The organism is Bacteroidota bacterium, from assembly GCA_030017895.1.
Taxonomy (GTDB): Bacteria; Bacteroidota; Ignavibacteria; order UBA10030; family BY39; genus JASEGV01.
Genome location: JASEGV010000040.1, coordinates 1 through 23091 on the forward strand (window position 1 = coordinate 1; position 23091 = coordinate 23091).

General features: G+C 37.9%; 17 protein-coding genes and 1 tRNA gene. 17 read left to right on the forward strand and 1 reads right to left on the reverse strand.

The window, feature by feature from the left end; translation table 11 throughout:
* The first annotated feature begins 427 nt into the window (after positions 1 to 427).
* Both QME58_08895 and QME58_08900 read left to right on the forward strand, forming a co-directional pair.
* Positions 428 to 622: a hypothetical protein gene (locus QME58_08895; GenBank protein ID MDI6803947.1), complete on the forward strand. Its 195-nt coding sequence runs from the start codon at positions 428 to 430 to the stop codon at positions 620 to 622.
* A gap of 9 nt (positions 623 to 631) precedes the next feature.
* On the forward strand, positions 632 to 826 hold the full coding sequence (locus tag QME58_08900; protein ID MDI6803948.1) for a hypothetical protein: 195 nt from the start codon (positions 632 to 634) through the stop codon (positions 824 to 826).
* 443 nt (positions 827 to 1269) lie between these two features.
* Here the strand turns inward: QME58_08900 and QME58_08905 are convergent, their stop codons facing one another.
* A complete protein-coding gene (locus QME58_08905; GenBank protein ID MDI6803949.1) occupies positions 1270 to 2496 on the reverse strand; it encodes an MFS transporter in 1227 nt (408 codons plus the stop codon).
* Positions 2497 to 2599: 103 nt separating this feature from the next.
* Here QME58_08905 and QME58_08910 point away from each other — a divergent pair, with 103 nt between their 5' ends.
* From QME58_08910 to QME58_08980, 15 genes are all read left to right on the forward strand, one after another.
* Positions 2600 to 3460: a DMT family transporter gene (locus QME58_08910; protein ID MDI6803950.1), complete on the forward strand. Its 861-nt coding sequence runs from the start codon at positions 2600 to 2602 to the stop codon at positions 3458 to 3460.
* Between the two features lie 166 nt (positions 3461 to 3626).
* A tRNA-Ser gene (locus QME58_08915) sits at positions 3627 to 3708 on the forward strand.
* Between the two features lie 565 nt (positions 3709 to 4273).
* Positions 4274 to 4519, forward strand: a complete 246-nt coding sequence (locus tag QME58_08920) for a helix-turn-helix domain-containing protein (GenBank protein ID MDI6803951.1) — start codon at positions 4274 to 4276, stop codon at positions 4517 to 4519.
* Positions 4506 to 4817: a HipA N-terminal domain-containing protein gene (locus tag QME58_08925; protein ID MDI6803952.1), complete on the forward strand. Its 312-nt coding sequence runs from the start codon at positions 4506 to 4508 to the stop codon at positions 4815 to 4817. Before QME58_08920 ends, QME58_08925 begins: the two co-directional genes overlap by 14 nt.
* Positions 4814 to 5743 (forward strand): HipA domain-containing protein, encoded by a 930-nt coding sequence (locus tag QME58_08930; protein ID MDI6803953.1) that lies wholly within the window; start codon positions 4814 to 4816, stop codon positions 5741 to 5743. Before QME58_08925 ends, QME58_08930 begins: the two co-directional genes overlap by 4 nt.
* A gap of 213 nt (positions 5744 to 5956) precedes the next feature.
* On the forward strand, positions 5957 to 7369 hold the full coding sequence (locus tag QME58_08935; GenBank protein ID MDI6803954.1) for a GvpL/GvpF family gas vesicle protein: 1413 nt from the start codon (positions 5957 to 5959) through the stop codon (positions 7367 to 7369).
* A 6-nt stretch (positions 7370 to 7375) separates the two neighbouring features.
* Entirely contained in the window at positions 7376 to 9169 is a 1794-nt protein-coding gene (locus tag QME58_08940; GenBank protein ID MDI6803955.1) for a PAS domain S-box protein, read from the forward strand.
* A 17-nt stretch (positions 9170 to 9186) separates the two neighbouring features.
* Positions 9187 to 10545 (forward strand): sigma-54 dependent transcriptional regulator, encoded by a 1359-nt coding sequence (locus tag QME58_08945; GenBank protein MDI6803956.1) that lies wholly within the window; start codon positions 9187 to 9189, stop codon positions 10543 to 10545.
* Positions 10546 to 10727: 182 nt separating this feature from the next.
* Entirely contained in the window at positions 10728 to 12935 is a 2208-nt protein-coding gene (gene ccsA / locus QME58_08950) for a cytochrome c biogenesis protein CcsA (protein ID MDI6803957.1), read from the forward strand.
* 18 nt (positions 12936 to 12953) lie between these two features.
* Positions 12954 to 14333, forward strand: coding sequence for a sigma-54 dependent transcriptional regulator (locus tag QME58_08955; GenBank protein MDI6803958.1), 1380 nt, complete (start codon positions 12954 to 12956; stop codon positions 14331 to 14333).
* Positions 14334 to 14470: 137 nt separating this feature from the next.
* The gene (locus QME58_08960) at positions 14471 to 17314 is read left to right on the forward strand and encodes an ammonia-forming cytochrome c nitrite reductase subunit c552 (GenBank protein MDI6803959.1); all 2844 of its coding nucleotides are present in this window, start codon (positions 14471 to 14473) and stop codon (positions 17312 to 17314) included.
* Positions 17315 to 17567: 253 nt separating this feature from the next.
* Entirely contained in the window at positions 17568 to 17957 is a 390-nt protein-coding gene (locus QME58_08965; GenBank protein MDI6803960.1) for a hypothetical protein, read from the forward strand.
* Positions 17958 to 17963: 6 nt separating this feature from the next.
* Entirely contained in the window at positions 17964 to 20132 is a 2169-nt protein-coding gene (locus QME58_08970) for a cytochrome b/b6 domain-containing protein (GenBank protein ID MDI6803961.1), read from the forward strand.
* A gap of 7 nt (positions 20133 to 20139) precedes the next feature.
* Positions 20140 to 22149 (forward strand): cytochrome c3 family protein, encoded by a 2010-nt coding sequence (locus QME58_08975; GenBank protein ID MDI6803962.1) that lies wholly within the window; start codon positions 20140 to 20142, stop codon positions 22147 to 22149.
* Complete coding sequence (locus tag QME58_08980; GenBank protein ID MDI6803963.1) at positions 22142 to 23008, forward strand: hypothetical protein; 867 nt, start codon at positions 22142 to 22144, stop codon at positions 23006 to 23008. The genes QME58_08975 and QME58_08980 overlap by 8 nt, the downstream gene beginning before the upstream one ends.
* The last annotated feature ends 83 nt before the right edge of the window (positions 23009 to 23091 follow it).

Sequence of the window (23091 nt, forward strand, 5' to 3'; positions counted from 1 at the left end):
AACTAAAATGGATAACTCAAACGGAAAAAGATTTAGGTGTTGTTCTGAGAGATTATAGAAATTTTATTCATCCTTACAAACAAAAAACTTACGGAGTTTTCCTCCAACAAAGTGATGCAAGAATACTTTGGGAACTTTGTAAGAGCATCTCAAAACAATTAATTTTATGGTCCACGTGATGATAGTATCGAAGCCGCTAATAAGGGCTTGTTGCAATCGGGTGGACAGTGCGATACGAAACTTTGTAATTTTTAATTTACTTTTGTGTGGTGGCGACAGTGACGAGCATTTAATGCCCGCCTTCGCCAAGCGCTGAACCGTTAGCTGGCAATTCGCACCAAAGCGTAATATGTAAATATCACTTGATAAAAAACGTTTCTTTGGCTATGTTTTTATTTAAATATATTTTCACAAAGGATATAACGAGATGAAAACAATTACACAAAATAATAAAAGAAAAAGTGTTAGGATAAACATTTTTAAAAAATCCTCAAATAAATTTGAATATTCAGTGGAGGATTTCCTTAAAAAGTCAGTACCAATGTTTCAAGGCGATTTTCATGTCTTTGATCAGGAAGTTTCTAAAAAAGTTGATTTACGAACTCTTGCTTATAAGCGATAAGGTGGTACAGTGGAAGTAATAGCTCTCGATACAGGTATCTTACTTCATGCAGCATTTAAAAATCTCTCACATCATAAACATGCCTTCCCGATACTTGAACTTGCTCGGGTTACCAGTTTTATTGGCTGCATTTCTGATCAAGTATTATTTGAATTTTATTCGGTAGCAACCAGGTTTACCCCGAAAATTGCATTAGAGAAATAATCTGTAATTTATATCGATGTAACTTATTGTCACAGAACAAATTAGCCGATGAATCTTTAAATGCATTGCATTAGAAAATATATTCTGTTCTTTTGCTACTAAACATTTGACGTAAACCAATTAACAAAAGAACCATTTTCCTATTGCATTTTCGGGGTTTAATGTACCGCCAAGGAAAGTTGTTGAGGAATTAGGAAATTACAGACAAATATTTGCTATGATTCACCCCAAACCTGATACATACGCGCGGTGTCTGGATAGAGCGAATGAATTAAGGTCTGTTACTGGCTCTCAAATTTATGATCTCTATTTAGCCCAAACAGCTATTGATAACAACATCAACTCTTTACTAACATTTAATTTAAAACATTTCCGAAGATTCAAACTCCCAATTAATATTTTAGATGCAGCAAAATTCTGAAGTGCCCGTTTAGGTAGAAAAGTTATTCGGATCTAAAAACATTTTCTTCCTTTGCGGATGGCGCAATCGGTTCTTTCAAGAATTTGTAAATAACAAATGAGGCGCCGAACAAGATTACGCCAGAAACTATAAATGTTTCCCGCAATCCGAGATGAGCAGCGAAATATCCGCCGGAGAGCGGACCGATTAAGTTAGCAAGAATAAATGCACTGGAGGCAATTCCCATTACACCCGCCTGACGTGATGGTTCAGTATTCTTCGAAACATAAGAATAGAGTGAAGGGATTATTCCACCTAAAAATATTCCAAGCATTGCGCGCAGTATAATTATTTGAATTATCGATGTTGTAAAACTTTGTAATATAAAACTTATTGCCGCGCCTACAGTTGCGATCGCAACGTTCGCTCGATAGCCCTTAGAATCACAAAACTTTCCCCATGTAGGTGCAGAGAATATCATAAATACACCCATTATTGAAAATGTTAGACCGGTGATTGTTGAAAGATAGCTCTTATCAATCGGGAAAGTCTCTACAAATAGTGCAAAGATGGGCTGGACTAAAACGATTGCCATCTGAGTCAATAAAATCAGAAATAGAGCCATTTTAATTCTACTCGAATTGAACACGTATTTATAATTTGTCTTTAATGTAAATTCGTTATTGTCATTTCCCGATTTTGTTTCTTCGACTTTAACATTTTTAATAATCATAAAACCTGCTGCAAGACATAATGCTGCAACAATAAAGAAAATCGACCTATAACTGACAATGTCAGCCAAGAGACCCCCGACAAGCGGACCGATAACAGTTCCGGCGGCAGTAGCTGTTTGCAGCATCCCGATAGCGTATCCGGTTTTATCTTTTGGAGCGGTGGAAGATACCAAAGCCAGCGCAGATGGTATGAATCCACTAATTGCACCTTGTATCATTCTAAGTGCGAAAAGAAATTCGACATTTGGACTAAAACCAATCAACACCTGTGCGATTCCAAGTCCAAAGATTGCCCTCACAACCATTAACTTTCTTCCGTATCTGTCGCCCATCGCTCCCCAGAAAGGTGTAAAAAAAAATGAAAGCATAAACGGTGCGGCAAAGACAAGACCGCTCCATTTTGCAACAGCCTCGTCGCCGTTTACGCCGAGGTCACGTATAAAGAAGGGGAGGAAAGGGACGACTAAATTCATTCCGACCATAGCGAGAAATTGTGCAGACCAGATAGTGAATAAATTTTTTCGCCAAGTATCCATAAATTTCAAACCAAAGATAAGAAAAAGTTGATGGGGAAACAAAGATTGTTCTTCCTACTTTTTTATAGTATATTTACGTTCAGTTTTTGAAAGGTATATTTCTTTGTCCGTTTATATTATTCTAATAATCCAACAACTCATTGGCAGCGGAACACACATCGTATCCAAAGTGATGGTGGGCGATGTTGACCCTGTTACACTTACTTTGCTCCGCTCTTTAATTGCCGCCGTGGATTTCTTGATAATTTCTTTTTTCCGAAAAACGATCTTCAAGTTCGATAAGTCGGATTATCCGATGATTTTCTTCCTCTCGTTTGTAGCTATCTATCTTAATCAATTTGTTTTTTTATCCTCATTAAAATTTACTACACCGGCAAACGCTTCACTACTTTATGCAACAACTCCTACAATGGTTTTAATATTATCTTATTTCTTTCTTGGCGAAAAACTTACTCTTACAAAAAGTTTAGGTATCGGCATCGCTTTAATCGGAATTTTGTTGGTGGTATTTGAAAGAGGAATTAACCTAAGTTCAGAATATACGCTCGGTAATCTGATGTTGATTGGAGCGGTAATCTCGTGGTCGGTGTACACAGTTTTCGGGAAGAAATTAATTTTGAAGTATGGTGCTTTTAAAACAAGTTCAGCTACAATGATTCTAGGGTCAGTTATCTTTTTACCTCTTGGAATGTTTGGAGTCGTCAACTTCGATTTTTCTCATCTAAGTACTGTTGACGTTGGTGGAATATTATATTTAGGATTAGGTACTTCATTATTAGGATACGGACTTTGGTATTATGCGCTCGGTAAAATCGATACGAGTAAGGTAGCAATCTTTACAAATCTTCAACCTGTAATTACCACAATATTATCGGTAGTCCTTTTAGGAACAACAATAACACCGATATTTGTTATTGGTGGAGTGATTGCCATCTGTGGTGTAATTTTAACACAATTCGGATAAAGATTGATTCCTAAATACATTTTTCATATATTTAAACCGAATTACATTCTTAAAAAAGAATTATCGGTAAGTTTTGTTAATGGTAAATTAACCAGCTTGCGGGTAGCCAGCTTCATTTATTGAGGGTTCGCCTAATGGTATGGCAGTTCCGCATAAGCTCGAAACTGGAGAGCTAGGCTAATGGTAAGTCACCGGTCTTGAAAACCGGCATCCGCAAGGATTTGGGGGTTCGAGTCCCTCGCTCTCCGCAAATATAACGTGCGGAAAAAACTGCCGTCCTTCGGGACGTGGGGGTTCAAGTCCCTCACCCTCCGCAAGTATAAAGTCGCATGCGGGACATCTGCAAGGATTTGTCCGCCGAATGCGTATCGCGCTCCGCTAAACAAAAGTCAAATGCGAAAGTCACGATTATAAACGGTTTTCCCATAATTACCTTACGGTGTCCGATTTGTGCATAGTGATACCACTTATGCAGTTGGAGAGGGAGGTACAATTATTAAGACGATGAACGGATGTTGTGGTTCAAGATCGGAATTGAAGCTTTACTTTTAATACGCAGGCTTTCTTTCCACGCGAGCAGAACCAGTTCCTTGCGGTCGTCTGAGTCACGGCTTAGTTTCTCAGTAAAGTGCATAAGTGTGTTAAATGTTTGTTGTGTCATATTAATTCCCTTCTTCTAAATACTGTTTTAGCAGTAAAACAATTGTTTGTTAAACCTAAATTACTGTTATAACATTAATCTACTTGACATTGTCCTGTTAAAACAGTATTTTATTACAAAATAAAAAAAATACCGTATAAGCAGGAAAAACGATGAATAAAAGCCAAAATATTGCACAGATTATTAAGTATCACAGAAAAAAAGCTGGTCTGAACCAAGGCGAGCTTTCAAAATTAGCTGGGGTGGGGAAGACAGCGGTGTTCGACCTTGAGAAGGGAAAGGAGACTATGCAATTCGATACGATTAGAAAAATCTTACACGCACTTAATATTATTGTCAGGTTAGAAAGCTCACTTATGCAAGATTACGAGCGCGAGGTATCTGATGAAAAGAGCTAAGGTTTTTGTGAAGGGAATCGAAGCCGGTGTGCTGGAAGAATTGACGAGAGGTATCGAGTACATATTTCGATATCTCGATTCCTACGAGGGCGATCCTGTTTCGCTGACCATGCCGATAGAACAACGTGAGATACGCTTCAATTGCTTCCCACCTTTCTTTGATGGTGTTCTTCCTGAGGGAGTGATGTTAGATGGTTTGTTACGTCAAAGAAAAATTGACAAGTATGATTTCTTCAGCCAACTGGTTGCTGTTGGAAAAGACCTCGTCGGTGCAGTTACAGTAGAGGAAATATCATGAGCCGCTGTCCGATTACATACGAAGAGATTCAATCCGGAACCCGTTATTCTTCTCAAGGATTGAAACTGTTAGCCCGTCAGTTAAAGAATCTTGAGGATATTCCATATTCCGCAGAGGAACAGAGAAACGAAGCTGTTGTCCGGGCTTCGAAGATGTCAATACAAGGAATGCAACCGAAGTTGAGTGCCGTACTGAACATTGCTCAGGGAAAATTCGAAGTAGTTGATAATGGGGGTGTTTACATCCTCAAACCACAAAGCTATTTTCCAGAAGTACCGGAGAACGAAGACCTCACAATGAAACTTGCCTATTTATTGGGTATCGAGGTACCGCTCCATGGTTTGATTTATTCCAAAGATAAGTCACTCACTTACTTTATCAAACGGTTTGATCGTATTCCAAGAAAAAAAAAACTCTCCGTTGAAGATTTTGCTCAACTGTCGTGCAAAACGCGCGATACAAAATATGATTCAAGTATGGAACAGATTATTTCAATCATTGATAGATATTGTACTTTTCCGCTGATCGAGAAGGTGAAATTATTTCGGCTAACTCTTTTTAATTTTCTGATAGGTAATGAAGATATGCACCTTAAAAACTTTTCTTTGATTAGGAGGGATAGGAAAATCGAACTTTCACCTGCTTACGACTTGCTGAACACGACGATTGCTCTCCGCAATGTAACGGAAGAAATAGCTCTACCACTGGGAGGGAAAAAGCGGAATCTTACCAGAAAATTGCTGATAGAATATTTCGGATATGAACGACTTAAGTTAAACGAACCTGTAATCCAAGATGTTCTTACAAAGTTATCGTCAGTTTTTAATTTGTGGGAAGAAACTATTAAAAAGAGTTTTCTTTCTGAGTCAATGCAGGATAAATATTTCGAGTTGCTTACAAAGCGTAGGAAGGTACTCGGTATTTAGCAAAGAGAGTCAGAAAATGAATCAGATAATTAGGATAAAAGATCAATCCTCTACTTTATTTATAACGTGTTAATATTATTGTTAGATATGTGAAATTATGGTAGGTAGAACTTCTCCTTGATCCAAATTAACACCTACGTTTCATATTGTAATTTATAGTATTTTTTGTTAAGTTAATAATAGTAGTTATGAATAAATTGAATTTAGTGAAATATGAAATCACGATTTAAAGATAAGTTGGCGGCACTTCTTTTAGCAGAAATGTCGGAAAGATTAAGGGATCGTGAAAAAATCAAACAATATCTTTCTGAATTTACAGCTTTCCCCCCAGAAAAAGTTACTGAAGAGTTTTTAAATGAGTTCGAAAATTTTTTAGGTAGCGATAAACGTGGCGAAATTGCAAAACGCTTGCATCAATCACTCTTCCAAAAGATTGAAACACCGCTAACAGAAATTTCCGTTGCCCCGCCAGAAGAGACTCATGAATTTCTAAAACTAAAAATAGATATTGAACCTATTCAAACCGAAGAGATTGTTGTTACTGCAAGCTCAATCGAAAATGAGATAGTTTCACAAGAACAGGTTCAAGAAACTTCTACGATTGTACAAGAAATTGAAATTTCCCAACCTGAAGAAAAAATATTCGGTGCTGATGAAGTTGAAATCGAAAGTGAGATAGTACAACAAGAACCGGTGCAAGAATTTGCTTCTGATGAAAAAGAAATTATGGGACAGGATGAAGTATTTGCACCTCCAACTATCATAGATGAGCCGACAGAAATCGAACGCCCATCAGTGTTCTTTAAGAAAGAGAAAAAAACTCAGATTGAAATTTATCCTAACGACTGGTTATGTTTATATGGATTTACCTACGCACCGAATAGTGAAGGTAAAGGCTTCCCTTCGGTTGAGTTGGAAGTAAAAGGGATTGGTGAGAATGGAAATATATTCGGGGTGGATTATGGAGATGTTCGATTTTTTATGAGCAAGATAAACATAGACAAATATGTTACTATAAAAACCGGATCAAATATTTTAAAGCCTCAAGAAAAAATGAAGTTAAAGTTAGAATATGCTTACGCTTTAAATCAGATGCATACAACCGAAATGCTGGTAACTTTGAATTTTTGGACTTTGCAGCAGGGAAGAGAAGCAGTTGTGCGAGTTGTTGAAGATCGGTATTTAGATTTCTTACATAGTTTGATTGATGTTCATGATGCGATCGATTGGGATGTCGAAGTTTTGGTAATGGATAGTGAAATTTTGAAAGCGGTTAGTGCAACCTCTCAGGAAAGAACCGTTAGTGCACGATTACAACCACGCGAATCGAAAATCCAAAGGATAGATTACAAACAACAAGAACGTGTTCTTTTCAAAGAAAAAGAAATTGCGCAAAAAATAAACTTGGAACTAACAAAGATTGCAAATAAGATTAAAGTAGATCATATCATAACACTCGATAGTTCTTTCCTCGAAGATTGGAAGCCAATTTTCAGTGCACGCTATATTATCGGGAAGGATAAACGCAAGGCATTCCATCAGGCAATACTTGAAAAACAGAATGAATATAAGGACTTCAAGGTTATAATAAATGTATCAAGTCCTAAAGTTCATTTTAAATTTTAAGTGAAAATGCAATTCTTAAGCGGCGAAGAGCTATTTGAAAAATCTACCGATTATTGTTTTCTAATCGACTGCGACGGTATCATAGTTGATCTGAACCCATCAGCATCTGAATCGTTGGGCTTAGTTCGTAATGAAATGGTTGGGAAATCTGTAGTTGATCTTATTACAAAAGAACACCACTTCTCTTTTCAAAAATCAATCCGAAGTTTATTAAAAAACAAGACTATCTCCTCACTCGAATCTGAATTTATTTCCTCAAAATCCGGAAACTTAAATGTAACCGTTTCCATCCTTCGGCTTCAAAAAAATAGTACTGATAAGCCAATTTTATTTTTAAGCGCACGCGACATAACCGAGCAACGCCGCGCTCAAGTGCAGTTATTGCGTTTTGCTAATGCAATCCATTATACTGTAAATCCAATCGAGATTACAGATGAAAACGGTAAAATAATTTATGTAAATCCTGCATTCGAAAAAGTAACGGGTTATACGAAACAGGAATTAATCGGAAAAAATCCCAAAATTATAAACAGCGGTAAACATACCAAAGAATTTTGGATGAAAATGTGGGACACAATCAGGTTGGGTAAGGTGTGGACGAGTGAAATCGAAAATAAACACAAAAATGGTTCACTCATCAACGAACGTCTCATTATTTCACCCATCATTGAACCATCTGGAAAAATTATTGGATATTTAGGAACTCATCACGATTTGACTGAACAACGCCGATTAGAAAGTGAGCTTGAAAAATTAGAAGCATATATGTCGGCAATTCTTGACGACTCAATAGATGCGATCATCGGATTCGATTTGGAATATAACATACGGTCGTGGAATAAAGGGGCTGAAAAAATTTATGGATACAAGGCGAAAGAAGTGATTGGCAAAAATTTTAAAATGCTCGTGCCGCCTGACCTTGTGCAAAATGGCGAGTTAGAATTTATTAATCAGGAATTTGAGAAGAAAGGTTACATCAATAATTACGAAACAGAGCGATTAACTAAAGATGGCAACCGGATTTCTATACAACTTACAAGGACACTCGTCCGCGATTCAAGTGGAAACATAATAGGAAGTTCAGCAATTGTTCGTGATATCACAGAAATCAAGAAGCTAAAACGACAAATAAGTCATGCTGAAAAACTTTCGGTAGTCGGCCAGTTAGCGGCAGGTATCGCACACGAGGTGGGCAACCCGTTAACTTCGATATCCTCACTCGTGCAAGTAATTCAAAGAACGACTGAAGATAATTTTGCTAAAGAAAAATTAGAGCTTGTTAAAAACCAGATTAACCGGATAGCCCGAACGATACGCGAGCTTGTAGATTTTTCGAGACCCTCGAATTATGAAGTGAAATTAACAGACTTAAATAAAGTTATTCAGGATGCCGTTAACATAGTTCGCTACGGAAAAAAATCCAGAGATATAACTTTTAACTTAGAACTGGATAATAATCTTCCCAAAGTAACAATAGTGCAAGATCAAATTATTCAAGTATTTATAAACTTACTTCTGAACGCTGTAGATGCAATGGATGGTAAACCCGGTGAAATTAAAGTTGAAACAATGATACGCGGTTATAATTTACAGGTTCGCATCCACGATAAAGGTAAGGGTATCCCCGAAGAAATAACTGACAAAATATTTGAACCGTTTTTTACTACCAAAAAAATAGGAGAAGGAACTGGACTCGGTTTATGGGTAAGTTATGGGATAGTGAAAAATTTTGGGGGCGAAATTGATTTTGAAAGTGAAGTCGGAGTTGGAAGTATCTTCACAGTTACATTACCGAGATAATAAAAAGAGGAAATAAATTGGCAGAAAAAATTTTAATAGTAGATGATGAAAGTATAATACGTGAATCTTTGGTTTTCGTTCTCCAAAAAGAAAATTATGAAGTTGATGAAGCTGAAAACGGCGCCAAAGCTTTTGAAAAAATTCAATCGGAGAGTTTCGATTTAGTTATATCGGATATCGAAATGCCTGAGATCAAAGGAATCGAACTTTTAAAAAAAATACGACAGTATTCTCCTCAAACATTTGTTATGATAATTACAGCTTATGCATCGATCGACACTGCAATATCGGCATTGCGCCACGGTGCGCACGATTATATCCTGAAGCCGTTAGAATTTGACGACCTGATTCTTCGGGTTAAGCGATTGTTTGATTACCGGCGGTTGCTGCAAGAAAATATGTACTTGCGTTCGGAATTGAATCGCGAGTATGATTTTAATAATATAATCGGCAATAGTTTTGCCATGAAGAAAGTTTTCGATCTAATCAAAAAGGTAGCTAAAACAGACGGGACAGTTTTAGTAACAGGCCGAAGCGGGACAGGAAAGGAATTGGTAGCTCGTTCAATTCATTACAACAGCAACCGGGCTTCGAATAAATTTGTAGCAATAAATTGTGGTGCAATTGTAGAAACACTTTTTGAGAGCGAACTGTTTGGACATAAGAAGGGTTCTTTTACAGGTGCGACTATGGACAAGGAGGGATTGTTCAAAATTGCTCACGGTGGAACTATATTTTTAGATGAAATCAGCGAGATACCTTTGCATTTGCAGGTTAAGCTATTACGTGCCATTGAAGAAAAAGAAATCCTTCCCGTAGGAGGCACTACTCAGATAAAAATTGATCTTAGAATTATTTCGGCATCGAACAAATCGTTACATGAATTGGTTGAACAGGGAAAATTCCGCGAAGATTTATTTTACCGGATTAACATATTTGAAATTCATCTGCCTGCTTTAGAGGAACGGAAGGAAGATATAAGTTTTCTCGTTCAACATTTCATGACAAAACATAGCGAACGGATGGGCAAACTGGTGCGCGGAGCCGACAACGATGTAGTGCGTGCTTTAATGAACCACAAGTGGAAAGGTCAGGTACGTGAACTCGAAAACATCATTGAGCGCGCACTGATATTTTCTGAAGGCGAATATATTACAATGAAAGATCTCCCGGAGGATTTTAAACCAAAATTTTACTTACAGGGTGATGTAGGGTCGCCAAAATTAAAGGACAAACTTAAAGACTTTGAAAGAAATTATATTGAGCAGAAATTGGCTACGTTCGGATTCGATAAAGAAAAAACTGCTGAAGAATTAGGCATCAGTATTTCGTCGCTCTACCGGAAAATGGATGAATTAGGGATTGAAAAAGTTTAACAACTCGCACCTATTAGAAATAAGAAAATACCTGTAATACTTCTTATTAGTGGGAAAATTTTAAGCGGGAGGCATAATAATATCGAAAGATACTGTTTTTAGGAGAATCTTTCGATGGCACATTAATTGAAAAATTTAACACAGTTATCTCAGTCAATAGAAAAAATTAAAAGGAAATAAATATGAATTTTGGTGTTCTTACATTAATAGCAGCACTAATCACATCTCTTATTTCAGCATATTTTTACTTCACGTCGCGCAATGGCGATACACAATTGCTGAAAACTTCAAGGTTATTTTATAAAATTACATTCGGTATTATTGCATTGGCAAGCAGTTATTTCATGTATCTGATATTATCTCACCAATTCCAATACGATTATATTTACAGGTATAGTTCGCGGAATCTTCCACTCGGTTATCTGATATCATCCTTCTGGGCTGGACAAGAGGGTTCGTATTTATTTTGGACACTGTGCATCAGTATATTCGGAATGATATTTATACGAACAGCCAAGGAGTACGAATCGTGGGGAATGTTTTTTGTGTTATTAGTAAAAGCATTTTTTATTTTTTTAATGGTAGATAAAGGTCCTTTCGAGTTGCTTCCTTCCACACCTCCCGATGGTGCCGGATTAAACCCTCTTCTTCAAGACCCATGGATGGTAGTACATCCTCCTATTTTGTTTTTTGGTTATGCTGCGATTACTATTCCTTTTGCATTAGCTTTGGCAGCATTTATTAAAAAAGATTTTAGCAATTGGATAAAGGAAGCATTACCCTGGACTTTATTGTCGTCGATAACTCTCGGTGCCGGAATAATAATTGGCGGTTTCTGGGCATACGAAGTTCTTGGCTGGGGCGGTTTCTGGGGCTGGGATCCTGTCGAAAATTCCTCATTAGTTCCTTGGATTACGATTCTTGCATTATTCCACGGTCTGTTAGTTCAAAAATTTAAAAACTCACTGGTAAAATTTAATTTTGTATTAGCTATTGTATCATTCGTGTTAGTTGTGTATGCAACATTTCTTACACGCAGCGGTGTGTTAGCTAATTTTTCAGTCCACTCGTTTCAGGATAACGGCCAAAATGTTTTCTTAACTGTATTTATGCTCGCCTGCTTGGTAATAGGACTCTATCTATTAGTAAAAAATTTCCAAAAGATAAAATCTACGAAAGTTGATCCTTTCCACTTAAATCGTGAGAGCGGAATTTTCTGGGGGATGATTGTTTTTGTTGTGTCGGCACTTTTTATTTCAATTGGAACTTCATCTCCGATTATTACCGGTTTATTCGCATCAAGTCCTTCGCAAGTTGATATTGGTTTTTATAATAAAGTAAACTTTCCAATCGGTATTTTGATGGCTGCTCTGCTCGGTATTACACCCCTTTTGGTTTGGGGAGTTTCTACTGTAGGTTTGTTTAAAAATCGTTTATTGATTTCAATGTCGCTTGCAATAGTTTCAACGATCGCCGCATACTTTTTCGGTGTACACAAGATTGATATTTTATTATTTATTTTTTCTGCTGTGTTTGCTTTTTGGACGAATAGTATGGTAATAATCAGTCAGGCAAAAATCAGTTGGCTAAATATCGGAGCTCCGCTGGCGCATTTTGGTGTGGGTATGATGCTGATTGGAATTATAATATCGGGTAATTATGACAGGTCGCAACAGGTTCAACTCGAACAGAATAAGTCTGGAGCAGCTTTAGGATACAATCTTACATATCTTAACGCAACTGATTTGCCCAACGGAAAAACTAACATCAATATCGATATCGAAAAAGATGGCGGTGTTTTTAAAAAACATCCAAAATTATATTTTAGTCAGTATAACAACGCATGGATGCGTGAACCCGATATTACGATTTTTCCGTTGAAGGATTTATATATTTCAGTGATGGAACGGCAGCAAAACACACAAAAGGCTTCTGATAAACTTGTTTTAGCGAAGGGAGAAAAACAGAATTATTTCGATTATCAAATCGAATTTTTAGGATTTGAAATGAACGACCACCAGATGTCGTCGAGCATGAAAATTGTTGCCAGCCTAAAAGTTATATATCACGATAGTGTTTATTCGTTAAAACCGGAAATGATTTATGAGAACGATAAAAAATTTTCGCCCGTTACAAAATTACCGAGTTGTCAGGGCGACAATCTAACCGTTGTTTTATCCAATATTAATGCTGATACCCGATCGGTTGAACTCACGTTTGGTGGATTTCCTGCTGAACAAGTTTCGGCGGCTGAAGTTGTGTTAGTTGAGTTTTCGACAAAACCGTTTATGAATTTTGTGTGGTTAGGTACTATTCTGTTGACCTTAGGTACTATTATCGCTTATGTCCGCCGGATAAAAGAAAATAAATTAGATAACAATTTAAAATAGCAACAGAGAAAAAAAAAGATGTCGGATCGAATATTAATTGCTGATGACGAAGAGATAATTCGCGACTCAATTTCGTTTGTACTTCAAAAAGAGAATTATTTAGTAGACACTGCTGCAGACGGGGCGGAGGCACTTGCAAAACATTTAGAAAATCCTTTCGATATAATAATCACCGACATCGAAATGCCTGAAATGAAAGGCACCGAATTACTCGATAGAGTTCTGCAAGCAACTCCCGAGACATTTGTTATAATAATTACTGCTTTCGCTTCTATCGAAACCGCAATAGGTGCGCTGCGGCGAGGCGCTTACGATTATATAATCAAACCGATTGAATTCGACGATCTAATAATAAAAATAGAGAGACTGTCGAATCAAAAACGGTTAGCACAAGAAAATATATTTTTACGAACTGAGGTTAATCGTCAGTACGACTTTCATAATATTGTAGGGAAGAGTGCTGCAATGCAAAAACTTTTCGAAACGGTGAAATGTGTTTCGAAGTCGTGTGGCAATGTAATAATTTACGGTAATAGCGGTACGGGAAAAGAATTGATAGCACGTGCAATCCATTATAACGGTCCACGAAGTGCTAAACCATTTGTAACAATTAATTGCGGCGCCGTGGTTGAAACATTATTCGAAAGCGAGTTATTCGGGCATCGGAAAGGGGCTTTTACCGGCGCAACCTCTGATAAAGTAGGTTTGTTTAAAGTTGCCGATAAAGGTACAATATTCTTAGATGAGGTAAGCGAAATACCACTCCATTTGCAAGTTAAATTATTACGCGCAATCGAACAAAAAGAAATTTATTCTGTTGGTGATTCTACTCCGCAAAGTATAGATGTTCGGATAATTGCATCCACAAATAAAAATTTGAGTGAATTGGTCGAACTTGGACAATTTAGGGAAGATTTATTTTATCGTTTGCATGTTGTTCAGCTCAAGCTTCCATCTTTAACAGAACGCAAAAACGACATACCACTTTTAGTTCAACACTTCATACAAAAGTATAATAAGCAATTGGGCAAATTAGTACGAGGTGCGGATAATAAAGCGATGTGTGCGTTGATAAATAATAACTGGAAAGGCGAAGTCCGCGAACTTGAAAATGCAGTCGAACGAGCCTTAATTTTTGCTTCCGCCGATCTGTTAACTCTCAACGATCTTCCGGATAATATAGTACGAAACACAATCCAATATTCTACAGAGTCAATCCAAAGCTTGGACAGTGCTTTAAAAGAGTTCGAAAAAAATTATCTCATCAGGATACTGGATATCTTTGATTATGACAAAGAGATGGTAGCTGAAGCACTCAAAATAAGCACCTCAACATTATACCGTCGTTTACAGGAATTTGGCATTCCGATGAAAAAAGATGACTCAAAAAGCGTTTAATTTCAATAAAAAAACAGGAAAAATGTGGTAATAAACAAATTTTGAAAATGTTTATATTATATACTTGATTTTCAATAATCTAATGATTATTGTGTAATCGTAATCAATAAAAAAAACAAACAAAAAGGAGATCGTATATGAAAAAATTTCAACTAATTGTTTTAGTGATATTAGCCAATTTTTTTCTAAGCGAAATAGCAATATCCCAAAAGGCAGCAATAAAGATTGAGGCAATGTCAATTCATCGCCTTAACGAAATGGGATTGCCCAATCCAAACAGTTGGGATAATGTTTCGACAGGATTAAACACAATTGGCGTAGGCACAATGGCATGGCTTTCTGGTTGGGACACGTCCGGTGCTACTATTTATAAACCTGCTTTAACATATCTTTGGGAACTAACTTCAAAACCAGTTGGATCACTCATCGATTTGGGAACCACTACAAACCAACTCACCAATTTCAGTCCGGATATGACTGGAGATTACACTGTTCAATTAACTATCACTACAGCACTTGGTACACATTCGGTTACTCAGGTAATTAGTGCAGCGAGCTATGTAGGTACTAATTGGAAAGATGTTGCCGGTGCAGGTTTTAATTGCGCAAGTTGTCATGCCGGCAGCGCTACTGCAACAACTGTTTATGCACCTTGGAAAACATCAGGACACGCAACTATGTTCGAACAAGGTATGAATGGAAAACTTGGTTCATACTGGGGCGAAAGCTGTTTCAAGTGCCACACTACCGGTTATAACAAAAACACTACAGCCGTTAACGGAGGTTTCGATGATATTGCAACGTCAGTCGGTTTTGTAGAAAACGATTGGAAGCCATGGAGAATTAATTTGTTTGACTCGCTACTTACAACCGACAAAAAAATGTTGAGTCTTGTTGGTGGTATTACTTGTGAAAGTTGCCACGGTCCCAAAAATACAGCGCATTTTGGTTCAGGTACACAACCAAAAACTATGAGTGCTGGTGTTTGTGCCCAATGCCATGATGAACCCTGGAGGCATAATCGTTATGCACAATGGGAAAACTCAGGACATAGTGATCCTGTTTGGTCAAGTTCTTTTAGAACAACAGGGACTACTCCAGTGGGTACTAACTACAATTTAAATGCTTGTGTGCGTTGTCACGATGGACAGGCTTTCGTGAATTTTACAAAAGGAATAGCTTTTGATAATCGGTCATCTGTTGGCTATGGTCAGATAGCACAAACCAAGATTACATGCCAAACCTGTCATGAGCCGCATTCGACGGGATTACGCACCGGTCCAACAGGATCGGATACATTAGGGACTGGTTATAATTATTCAAGCTTCAATTTTGGTTCCGGAAAAACTTGCGTTAACTGCCATAAATATCGCCGTGGTGAACAAAGATATATAACTCAAACCGCAATGTCCAGCACCTGGGGTCCTCATTATGCAGGAACGACTGATATTTTCTTAGGACAAAACGGTCACACATTTGGTGCAACATTACCATCAAGTATTGCCCACCAGAATGTTGAGAACGCTTGCGTCGGTTGCCATATGTCAGCAACACCAGATACTGGCACTGCTGCGCGTGACAAGATTGGACAACATAGTTGGGCGATGAGCTATACGGATCCTAACACATTGATAACCTATGATAACGTTACTGGTTGTTTATCTTGCCATAGTGGTATTACAAAATTCGATCAGATAAAAGCATCCTACGACTACGATAAAAACGGAACGATTGAAGCTTTTATGACAGAAGTCGCTGGACTAAAGAAAAAACTGGGGAAGTTACTACCTCCAGTTGGATTAGACTCAGTGAACCGGACAGCTCTTGCAGCAAGCAAAGATTCTACTCTTCTGAAAAAGGCATTCTGGAATTACCTTTACGTAAAGTACGATGGCTCGCATGGTGTCCACAATCCTAAATATATAGTTAGCTTGTTGCAAACAAGTTTAGATGCTATTTTCTATTCTCGATTAGCAGGTCAAATCGGCTCTATCACAGATGTTCCAAACGATCAGGGTAAGCAAGCCCAAGTCGCGTGGTATAAGTTCCCAGGTGAAGGTGATGCAATTAATCCGATAAGAAACTATGGAATATGGAGAGAAGATGAAATTAAGATTGGGAAGATTGTAGCAATCGATTCGTGGAAAGATATCGAAAAATATCTACCGACAGTCGTTAAAGGAAATCAGTTTAGCATTGCCGGAAAAGTTTGGACTTTCGTTGGTTGGTCACCTATAGCCGGTTCAGATTTGTATTCCGTTAATGTGCCGACACTATTCGACTCGACCGTTAGCTCTGGAATGTCTTGGACAAAATTCAAGGTTACAGCTCACGATACTAATAATGTAATAGTAGCGGAGTCAAGAGTTGATAGCGGATATTCAGTAGATAATCTTGTTCCCACTGCTCCATCTGGATTATCGGCAAGTATTGTTGTACCAGCAATTAGGCTCCAATGGGATCCACCTACAGATTCAGATTTAAACTACTATGCAATCTATCGTGGAACAACACCCGGATTCGATTTCGAATCTACACAACCTATCGGTACTACGACAAATAATATTTTTGTAGATAACGATGTTGTTGAAGCTACACATTATTATTATGTCGTTCGCGGATTCGATTTCTCAGGCAACAAGGGACAAACATCCGGAACTGATATATTATTCTTAGATGTAAACGAGCCGAATGGAATACCGACTGAGTTTTCATTAAAGCAAAATTATCCGAATCCGTTTAACCCAAGCACCAGCATTAAGTATCAAGTACCGAATGCAAGTAATGTTTCAATCATTATTTACAATGCAATTGGTCAAGAAGTGGTGCGACTACTGAATAAGCATCACGACGCTGGCTATTACTCGATCGCATGGGATGGAAAAGATTCGTTCGGAAAATCTGTCTACAGCGGAATATATCTTTATAAAATGACTGCCGGTAATTATTCTTCTGTAAAGAAGATGCTAATCATCAAATAGTATCAAATGATATTATTGTAACTAAAATATTTGATTAAAAATATATAAGTTATTTTAAAAGAAGTCGGAACTGGCAACGGTTCCGACTTTTTTATTTCTATCATTTTTAAAAATTCATATACGTTTTTTCTCAATCCTGGAATAATTTAATTTTGGTTGTAGATAAATACCTCGTAAACAGATGGAAACGTAGTTTTTGAAATAAATATGAGAACTCTTCGATGGCATAATAATTGAGTTTTTAACTTGCATAATGGAAGATGAAATACCACAAAAAATTCTGATATTCAGCAGAGATTCTGATTTTTGCAAAAGCTTAGCGCTGCTCTTTCAATCTATGTATGAAGTTTATTTCACAACGTCAATCGATGAACTTCTGAAAATCATAAATGACAAAAACATAAATCTCGTAATCGCTGATTCTCCTGTTTCAGATGGAACGGTTTATCCATCAATACGTGATGCAAGAGTTCAATACCCGGATCTTTTTATCGTTTTATTGTATGTTTATAAATTTTCAAATATAGATTTAGAAAAAAAATATCGCCAGCATGTTGATGCTTTATTCTACAAGCCTGTAAATATTAATCAACTGACAAATGTTATAAATGCTTTATTAGAAGAAAAAATAAAAACTAACTAAATTATTATGGCTCGTTCAAATTTCAGATTTATCAATATCTTACTACTTTATATAATATCGTCTTTTAGTTTATCGTCATTTGTTTTTACACAAACGAAGGAAGATTGTTTAGCTTGCCACAGCGATAAAACATTAACGATGGACAAAAAAGGGAAATCAGTTTCGCTTTGGGTAGATAAAAAAACATTAGCAACAACACCCCACGCTGAATTCGATTGTGTAAATTGTCACGAAGGTTTTGATGCCGGCGATATTCCGCACGCTAAAAAAATTAAACCGGTTAATTGTTTAACCTGCCATAATGGCGATAAGGTTGGATTATATACCAAGAGTGTGCATGCGAAAACAAAAGGTGGTGCAAAATGTAAAGATTGTCATGGAACCCACAACATTATTTCGTTAGAAAAACTCCGGACACCCGAAGGACACAAGCACGAAGCCGAAACTTGTGGGAATTGCCACAAAGATGTTGTTGACCATTATCTACAATCCGACCATGGAAAAGCGCTCATCGCAGGAATAAAAGGTGCACCTTTCTGTTCCGATTGCCACGGTGAACATACCATTAAAGCTATTACCAGTAAAGAGTCGAATGTTAGTCGCGACCACGAAGCCGAAGTCTGCCTGAAATGTCATCTCGATAATCCCGATGTTCGCGCAGTCGTAAGCCCTTCGGCAGAATTCATCAAGGGTTATGAAATGAGTGTTCACGGACAAGCGTTGAAAGCTGGAAAGATGAATGCAGCTACATGCAGCGATTGTCACGGGGCTCACGATATGAAGAAGGGGAGCGATCGCACAGCACTCGTTTCGCAGCAAAATATCGCAACCACGTGCGGAAAATGTCACACCCAAGTCGAAAAAATATATATCGAAAGCTCACACGGTAAAGCTCTTGCCAAAGGTAACACAGCTTCTGCAAGTTGCACAGATTGCCACGGTGAGCATACGATATTACCTCACGATGATCCCAAATCTCCTATCGCAGCCATTAATGTATCGGGCAAAGTATGCACGCCTTGTCACGAATCTTTAAAGCTAACTGAAAAATATGGCATCGCAAGTAAACGGTATTCCACTTTTACAGATAGTTATCACGGGTTAGCAGGTAAGGGGGGCGATGTTACAGTTGCAAACTGCGCCTCGTGTCATGGATTTCACGATATAAAATCTTCAAAGGATTCTACATCTAAAACTCACAAAGCAAAATTGGCTGAAACTTGCGGAAGCTGCCATCCCGGAGCTAACGAAAATTTTACTAAAGGTTCTGTTCATATCAATGTAGAATCGAAAGATGAACCGATTCTGTATTTCATTGCTACAGCATACATCATTTTAATTATTTCAGTCGTTGGCGGGATGTTCGTTCACAACGTAGCCGACTTTTTCAGAAAAGGTAAACGGCAATTAATGGCACGGCGTGGTTTGATTGCTCACCACCAAGTGAGTCATAGGCTTTACTTAAGAATGAGTTTGTCGGAACGAATTCAACATGTAAGTTTGATGATTAGTTTTATTCTGCTGGTCATTACGGGATTTATGCTGAAGTATCCCGATGCATGGTGGGTTGTCCCTATTAGGGATGTGAGTCCGTTGGTTTTCGAGATTCGGGGTCTTCTACATCGAATTGCGGCTGTCGTGATGGTAGTAGCAAGTTTATACCATATTTATTATATTTTCTTTGTTCCGCGAGGAAAACAGCTCATTAAAGATTTGCTCCCGGTTCGTAAAGATATTTTAGATGCGATAGGCATCGTTAAATTTAATTTCGGTTTCAGTCAAGTAAAACCAAAGTTAGACCGTTTTAGTTACATCGAGAAAAGTGAATACTGGGCTCTAATTTGGGGCACTGCTGTTATGGTCATTACTGGTTTCATTTTGTGGTTCGACAATACCTTCATGGGGCTTTTAACTAAATTAGGATGGGATATTGCACGAACTATACATTATTACGAAGCATGGCTTGCAACTTTGTCGATAATCGTTTGGCATTTTTATTTTATTATATTTAATCCGGATGTTTATCCGATGAATTTGGCTTGGATCAAAGGAACGATTACTGAAACTGAAATGGAAGAAGAACATCCACTTGAATTAGAACGGATTAAAAGAGAAGAACAAAAAGCGATTGCTGAAGTTAATGAAGAAAATATGGTTGAAAATATAAAAAAATAAATTATAAATGAATCGTCAAAAAATATCTTTATTTAATTTATTCTTTTTTATTATAGGACTACTGTTTCTGTTTGGAAGTAATTTATCGGCGCAGGAGTCGGTAGAATGTTTAGCTTGCCATAGTGATGCAACGCTCACGAAAAAACGCGCGGGTAAAACCGTCTCATTGTATTTTAACGAAAAGAAATTTGCTAACTCAATCCATAGTCAATTCGAATGTATTAGCTGTCATACTGATCTTGGAGGAAAAGAATTTCCGCACGATGAAAATTTAGCAAAAGTCGATTGCGGTTCCTGTCATACAAAACAACAACAGTTGTATGCAGAATGCCTGCACGGCAAAGCTGAAAAACGTGGCGATAAATTGGCTCCGAGTTGCGTAGATTGTCACAGTAGCCACGACATCCTACCGGCTAAAGACCCTCAGTCGCAAGTTGACCCTTTGCATATTCCATATCTTTGTGGGAAATGTCATAAAGAAGGATCGCCGGTTCAAAGGCAAAGAAATATTCATCAGAGCAACATTCTCGAAAATTATTCCGAAAGTATGCACGGCGAAGGATTACTGAAGAAAGGATTAGTTGTAACTGCTACTTGCGTATCGTGCCATACAGCCCATCAAATTTTACCCCACACCGATTCACGTTCGACTATCGCACGAAAAAATATCGCGAATACCTGTGCACAATGCCATAAGCAGATTGAAGAAGTTCACCGCAAAGTAATCAAAGGCGAATTATGGGAAAAACAGTTGCACGTTCTTCCTGCATGTGTTGACTGCCATCAGCCGCATAAGGTTCGTAAAGTATTTTATGACCAAGGAATGGCTGACCGTGATTGTCTTGGCTGTCACGAAAAGTCGGAAATCAAATCCGCAAAAGACGGTCGCTCGCTAAATGTGAAAACCGACGACCTGATGCACTCCCGCCACAATCGCACTGCTTGCAGCCAATGTCACTCCGAGGTAAGTTCTTCAAAAACAAGGTCTTGCGAAACCATCAAATCAAAAGTGAACTGTGCATCCTGCCATGCTCAACAAGTTGAAGACTATCAAAAAAGTACTCACGGCGAATATTTTGCCAAGAACGATCCGAATTCACCTACTTGCAAAGAGTGCCACGGAACTCATAAAATTCTTGGAAAGCGTGATTCGAAATCACCCATCTTTCCGACTAACGTTCCAAACTTATGTGCACGCTGCCATCAGGAGGGTAAGAAAGCTGCGATGCGTTACACAGGTCCCGAACACGAAATTATTTCAAACTATTCTGAAAGTATCCACGGCAAAGGATTACTAAAAAGTGGGCTCGTTGTAACTGCTATGTGTACCGATTGCCACACAGCCCACAAAGAATTGCCGGCTAATAATCCGCAATCGAGTGTCCATCACGACAATATTGCAAAAACTTGTGGACGTTGTCATCACGGCATAGAAGAAAAATTTGAATCGAGCATTCATTCACAAAAATCGCACGTCGATAAAAAAGATTTACCAACTTGCCGCGACTGTCATACTGCCCACACTATAACGCGTGCTGATAAAGAAGGGTTTATGTTGGACATAATGAAGCGATGCGGGCGATGCCATCAGGATATCGCTAAAACCTATTTCGATACTTATCACGGCAAGGTTTCGCGGCTTGGTTATGTTAAAACTGCTAAATGTTACGATTGCCACGGGGCTCACGATATTTTCCCGGTTACAGATTCACGTTCCCGCTTAAGTCGTGAGAATGTAGTTAAAACTTGTCAGGAGTGCCACCCGGGAGCGAACAGACGTTTTGCTGGTTATCTAACTCACGCAACCCATCACGACCCTGAAAAATATCCATGGTTGTTTTGGACTTTCTGGGGGATGACAGGTTTGCTCATAACAACTTTTGTACTGGGAGGCATCCATACTTTGATGTGGATTCCACGCGCACTGCAAATGCGTCGTGAGATGAAGAAGCTTCATCAAAAAATTTCAGATAGCGGCGATAACAACCAATCTGAAAAGGAAAAGAAAAATGATTAGCAAACTTTTAGATAACGAATACATAGATAAAAACGAAAAACAAGTCATTCGTTTTACACGCTTCAATCGCCTGTTACATATCGTAATGATCGTCAGTTTTATCAGTCTTGCACTAACAGGTATGACTTTAAAATTTTCATATACCGGATGGGCAGTATTTATGGCTATGGTTTTTGGAGGTTTCGAAGGTGCGGGGCTTATTCACCGCACTGCTGCCGTTTTTCTTTTTGGAATTTTTGCCGCACACATCATTGATTTATTTAGACGAAAACGTAAAGAATACGGTTCAATGAAAAATTTACTTCTCGGTCCCAATACAATGCTACCTACAAAAAAAGACTTCAAAGATTTTTTCGGGTCTCTGAAGTGGTTCTTATGGTTAGGACCTCGACCAAATTATGGACGTTGGACTTATTGGGAAAAATTCGATTATTTTGCTGTGTTTTGGGGAATGATAGTAATTGGATCAACAGGTTTAATTCTGTGGTTTCCCGAAATTTTTACACTTATTTTACCCGGCGAGGTAATAAACATCGCTACAATAATTCACAGCGATGAAGCATTATTAGCGACAGGTTTTATTTTTACAGTTCACTTTTTTAATACACACTTACGACCTGAAAAATTTCCGATGGATATTTGTATTTTCACCGGAAGAATCCCGCTTGAGGAGTTTAAAATCGATAGACCTGCTGAATATGAAGAAATAATGAAAAAAGGTGAATTAGATAAGTATTTAGTCGATCCTTATCCCCCCATTGTTATCAGAGGGATTAAAATATTTGGGTGGACTGCACTGTTACTCGGTTTCAGTATGGTTATATGGATAATCTATGCAATGGTTTTTGCATATCAATAATATTTTCATTAGTTTTGTATCGGAAAATGTGTTAATTATTCAACTCATTTTGAAACCCCGCAATTTATCAATGTGATAGTTGT

Coding starts and splice junctions, on each gene's coding strand:
- QME58_08935 (MDI6803954.1), top strand. CDS start 5,957: ATGAAATCACGATTTAAAGATAAGTTGGCGGCACTTCTTTTAGCAGAA.
- QME58_08920 (MDI6803951.1), top strand. CDS start 4,274: ATGAATAAAAGCCAAAATATTGCACAGATTATTAAGTATCACAGAAAA.
- QME58_08955 (MDI6803958.1), top strand. CDS start 12,954: ATGTCGGATCGAATATTAATTGCTGATGACGAAGAGATAATTCGCGAC.
- QME58_08925 (MDI6803952.1), top strand. CDS start 4,506: ATGAAAAGAGCTAAGGTTTTTGTGAAGGGAATCGAAGCCGGTGTGCTG.
- QME58_08960 (MDI6803959.1), top strand. CDS start 14,471: ATGAAAAAATTTCAACTAATTGTTTTAGTGATATTAGCCAATTTTTTT.
- QME58_08895 (MDI6803947.1), top strand. CDS start 428: ATGAAAACAATTACACAAAATAATAAAAGAAAAAGTGTTAGGATAAAC.
- QME58_08975 (MDI6803962.1), top strand. CDS start 20,140: ATGAATCGTCAAAAAATATCTTTATTTAATTTATTCTTTTTTATTATA.
- QME58_08970 (MDI6803961.1), top strand. CDS start 17,964: ATGGCTCGTTCAAATTTCAGATTTATCAATATCTTACTACTTTATATA.
- ccsA (MDI6803957.1), top strand. CDS start 10,728: ATGAATTTTGGTGTTCTTACATTAATAGCAGCACTAATCACATCTCTT.
- QME58_08980 (MDI6803963.1), top strand. CDS start 22,142: ATGATTAGCAAACTTTTAGATAACGAATACATAGATAAAAACGAAAAA.
- QME58_08965 (MDI6803960.1), top strand. CDS start 17,568: ATGGAAGATGAAATACCACAAAAAATTCTGATATTCAGCAGAGATTCT.
- QME58_08940 (MDI6803955.1), top strand. CDS start 7,376: ATGCAATTCTTAAGCGGCGAAGAGCTATTTGAAAAATCTACCGATTAT.
- QME58_08905 (MDI6803949.1), bottom strand. CDS start 2,496: ATGGATACTTGGCGAAAAAATTTATTCACTATCTGGTCTGCACAATTT.
- QME58_08930 (MDI6803953.1), top strand. CDS start 4,814: ATGAGCCGCTGTCCGATTACATACGAAGAGATTCAATCCGGAACCCGT.